Annotated in this window: 3 protein-coding genes; all 3 read right to left on the reverse strand. The window is 66.8% G+C overall.

What is annotated here, in order from left to right; all coding sequences use genetic code 11:
- A partial coding sequence (locus tag JSV65_14015) for a VCBS repeat-containing protein (GenBank protein UCH33670.1) occupies positions 1-693 on the reverse strand: 693 nt, incomplete at its 3' end.
- A gap of 195 nt (positions 694-888) precedes the next feature.
- Positions 889-1782, reverse strand: a complete 894-nt coding sequence (locus tag JSV65_14020; GenBank protein ID UCH33671.1) for a HEAT repeat domain-containing protein — start codon at positions 1780-1782, stop codon at positions 889-891.
- 485 nt (positions 1783-2267) lie between these two features.
- Positions 2268-4718, reverse strand: a 2451-nt coding sequence (locus JSV65_14025; GenBank protein ID UCH33672.1) for a hypothetical protein, incomplete at its 5' end; no start/stop codon positions are given.

A 4718-nucleotide genomic window follows, 5' to 3' on the forward strand; every position in this document is an offset into this window, starting at 1 on the left:
GCGGTAGAAGCGGAGCTCCGCGCCCCAGTAGGGGAAAGTGATGAGATCCATGCGCCCGTCGTCATTCCAGTCGCAGAGTTCGAGGCAGTAGCCGGACTCGATGACGTGGAAGCCCTCGGCGTCGCGGAAGCGCAGGGGGATGCCTTCGCCGTGAACGGGCGTGTCATTCGTGCCCTCGTTGAGGAAGAGGCGGATGCAGAACCAGGGGGCGCCGAGAGTGTGGCTGTAGATCTGAGTCGAGATGATATCGGTGCGGCCGTCGCCGTCCCAATCCACGGCGACGGCATTGGCCGCCATGCCGACGTGGAGCGGGTGGAGCTTGCCGTCGTTGAAGCGCAGGCAGTCGCCGTTGCCGACGAGGCCGATGTAATCCGGCGGCGGCCACGGGCCGCGCTCGCGGGTGTCGTAGGAGATGATGTAGTCGCGCTCGGCCGTGTCCTCGATGAGCCAGTTGACCTTGCCCTTGCCGCTCACGAGGAAGTCGTCGGACAGGTTGAAGTGGACGTCGTCGAGGGCGCCGGTCTGCGGGTTGACCTTCCTCACCAGCACCGAGAAGCGGTCGAAATGCCCGTCGTCGCCGTTGTCCTTGAGCAAGCGGCCGAAGTCGAGTTCGATGCCGTAGGGCACGAAGCGGAGGCGTTCCGGCGAATCAACGGTGACCTTGAGTTGATAGCGCTGTGTGGGTTGAGGCATTGGAGTAATCCTCGAAGCGGCGCGGTCGGGAGTTGCTGTGGACGCGATCGAGATGTCTGCCGCTGCGATCGGCAGGCATACGAGTGCGGCGATCAGGAATGCGGACGCGCGATGTGCGGGCGCGCGTTTGGTGGCGAGTCTCATCGGCGCTGGATTTCGCAGGGCGGGAGTGCGAGTCCTGCCGCACAGCTGGCTTCAGCTATCCGCGCGCAGGAGTCTGGACTTGTTCTTGCGCCACCAGGCTTCCCATGCGGCCGGGTCACGTCCCGCAGCCGCTCCATAGCCCGAGATAGCCAGCAGGGCGTTCTCGGACCAGCTTGCGACCTCGGAATCCGGATCGCGTAGCGCGCGTATCAGCGCCTCGACTGCCAATGGACTCTCGCTCGAGAAAAGCGACCAGGCTGCAGTCCGCCTGACCTCACGGTTCTCGTCCTGTAGGAGGGCGATGAGCGCCTCGACCGCGGGGCGACTGGTTCGTCCACGGAGCGCACCTGCTACACGCGCCCTAAGGGCTGGAACACCATCTCTTGCCGCGACAATGAGGCTTTCCTCCAATCCCGGAACGCGCAGGTCTGCCAGCTGTGACGAAGCTGTCGCAGCTACGGTCTCATCCTCGTCCCCGAGCGCTCCCATCAGCGGCCGAATCACGCGCTCGTCTTTGATCCACCCCAGCGCCATCACCGCATTCATCCTGACGCCGGGATCGCGGTCACGCGCGGCTCGGGCGAGTGGGCCGACCGCCCGTCTGTCCCCGATGAGCCCCAATGCCCTCGAAGCCTCGGCGCGGACGCTAAGGCGTCGGTCCCTGACCGCGGCGATCAGCGCCTCCACTGCGGAGTGTTCCCGCATTTCGCCTAGGGCGCATGCGGCCATTGCCCTCCCCGCGGAGTCCTCCTTCGTCAACTCGGAGATAAGCGGTTCCACGGCGTGTTTCCCGATACTCGCTAGGGTTCTTGCGGCCTCCTTGCCGGGTGTCGGTGTGTAACCGGGGTCGACGTCGGGCGGGTCGAGGCGTCGGATCTCCGTGTCGTCCGAAAGAAGGCCAATAAGGGCCGGTATTGCCGCTGAGGACGACGGCTCGAGACGCAAGTTCCTTGCAGCGACGGCGCGTTGAACCGGGTCTTGAGAGTACAGCCCCCGGATTCGGCTTGCTACTTCCGGAGGAGTGCCCGGGGGTATGGTCGGGCGAGCGGGTGACCGCCAACGCAGATAAGTGATCGCGCCCACGAGCAGCAGCGCGAGGATCATGGCCGGGATGACGGTTTGCGCCAGTGAGCGATCTCGTCGGCGGTCTCCGAAGCGCATCGTCGTCTCCTATGCCAAGGAGGGTCTTCCGTACGCGACCACAATCACCCTGCCTCAACAAAGGATAGAAGCCGACATTCCGCGCCACGAGACAGTCTTTTCGCCTGCGCCCTACATCGCGCGCAAGGATGAGGCGGGCGTACGCACAGGCCAGGCGCTACCACGACGCCGAGATTCTTCGCTTTGCCCCGACGAGTCGGGGCGCCGCTCTGAATGACACTTTCGGGGCCGCGAATGGCGAACCAGCCACTTGTGCGACAACGCGCGCCCTACATGACGCGGCGGATGATGCAGCCGACGCCGTGGGGGTCGAGGGTCAGCGAGAGGTGCGCGCGACCATCGGCGATCCGCGGCGTGATCTCGCGTTCGGCGAAGGCGTCGGAGTAGCGCGCGCCGGGTTGATGCGGGAGCGCGAGGACTTCGCCGGAGAAGGTCTGGGGGCGCGCATTGTAGATGGTGTACGCGGTGTCCGTGTCGCCGCGGAACATGTTCGCGTACACGCCGCCGGCGAGCGTCGGCACCAGCGGCTCGGCTTCATCGCCCGCAAACGCGTCGCGATGCTCGCGGAGCACGCGATGGCATTCGCGTATCGCGCGCAGTGTCTGCGGCGCGAACCATTCCTCGGGCTTGCCCTCCAGCCACAGCGCCTCGCCGTTCCAGAACGCCCAGCGCACGCCGGTCGCCCACGTCGCCGTCGGGTTGTCGCAGTTCAGGATCTCGATGTTCTTGAAATCCGGGAAGGCGTAGCGGAACAGCTTCAGCGGCGCGACGCTGCGCGCCGCGCGATGCCGCTGCATGCTGTAGCAGAACGCCCCCTGCTGGTACTGGCTGTTGACGTCGGTTGGCGTGTCCTCGGTGTAGAGGACGGCGTCGGGCTTGACCGCGCTCATCGCATCGCGCACGCGGCAGGTCAGGGCCTGCTCGGCTTGCAGAGAGTTGCTCGGCGCGCGGTGGCCGTGGTTCGCCGACCAGCACCACTTCCACGGGCCGGCGAACCCGAACTCGTCGAGATACATGCCGTCCGCGTCCATCCGCTCGACCATGCGCTGATACGTGCTCGCCTGAATCTCCTGCCACGGCTCGACCGCGGGGCAGACGTAGATCTCGGTGGACTTCGGCCAGCGCATGCCGTCGCCGTTGGACGTCATCATCTGCCAGTCCGCGCCGTGCGCCTGGCCGATCTTCCCGCGCTCGTCGAGCAGGTAGCCCTCGATATAGTATCCCACGCGCACCCCGCGCCGGCGGACACGCTCGACCGCGGCGCGGAAGCCATCCCACCCGCCGGGCAGGTAATCGCCGGGATCGTAGTCACCCGTGCGCCCGTAGATGCGCCCGTACGGCCCGCAGCTGCCCCAATCGAAGATGTGGAGGTACTCGCAGCCGCCGAACTCGCGCTCGGCCTCGTCGAGCGCTTCGTCCATGTGATACGCACCCGTGTCGGGATCCGCCATCGGGTCGAGCCAGTAGAGGAAGCGCTGGCGGAAGTTGAAGACCTCACGCCACCACTGCGGGCGCGGCGCCGTCGGCGCGTGCCACGATTTCGCCCACTCGCGGTAGGCATCGAAGGCCGAGCGCCAGTCGCCCGTGTGAACCATGATATCGGTCGGCGCGAGGGTGTATTCCTCACCGGCGGCGAGGTCGCGCTGCTGATACGTGAGTTCCATCGTTACGCCGGCGTCGGACTTGCGGATCTGGTAGCGCTTCTCCAGGCTGTCCAGGTCGCGCACCATCATGCATACGCCGCCGCCGGATTGCGGGTTGAACGTGTCAAGGAACTGGAGTGACACCTCGGCGCCGCTGTACCAGCCCGAGTAGTCCGTCGGGCGATCGCTGAGGATGGTCGCCGAGGCGGGGATGAAATACCACATATCCTTCGGCGGGCCGATGGCGAGCGGCAGGTGCGGGCCGCTGGGGGTGATGGTCTGCGGCGTCGGGGATGTGTTGCGCGCCGTCAGCCCGCACAAAACGCGCGGTTCGTCGCGGATGCCGAGCGAGATCGTCACGTCAACCGCGTACTCCGAGCAGCGATAGAGGAGGTTGTACCCCTGGCTGTCCTCAAGCGGCTGGGAGGAGATAAGCTCGAACTCATCCCCCGCGACGCGGCGATCGCCGATCTCGATATCGAACAGGGCTTGCTGCCCCTTCGATGCGGCGCAGTCCGCGCCGATGGTTCGGTGGAACAGCCGCGTGAGCGCGGCCCCGCGCGAGAGATCGAACTCGGTTTCGAGGTAGCGGTTTGCCAGCGTCAGGCGCTGCCCGTCGAGCCGCGCCGAGGGCTCGATATCGGGAAGGGCGGCGCTGACCTGCTTGACCCCGGGAAGCGGCGGCACGTCGCATGCCGCATCGCAGTGCCGCCGGGGTGTCGTGTTGAGGGTCACACCGGCGATGCCCACGACGGCTTGTGGCGTGCCGATGTAGAGCCGGAGTTGCTCCAGATCGCGCGTCGGGTCGGCAGGAACGGCGAGCACTTGCGCGCCTTCCTCAACGCCGGGAACGCCGGCGGGGACGGGAAGCGGCAGTGCCTGACGCTCCTCTCCGTCGGCATAGCGCAGGATGACGCGCAGGCGATCCGGGTCATCGAGGCGCGTGAGGCGACCGCCGCCGCGGAGGTGCTCCTCGTCGCCGACGAAGCGCGCCAGGGCGAGCAGGTACACCTCGCTCGCGCGGCCGGAGAGCGGGATCACCGCCTCGCTTTCGTCCGCCATCGTCGTCGCGGCCAC

Source organism: Armatimonadota bacterium (assembly GCA_020354555.1).
Classification (GTDB): domain Bacteria; phylum Armatimonadota; class Hebobacteria.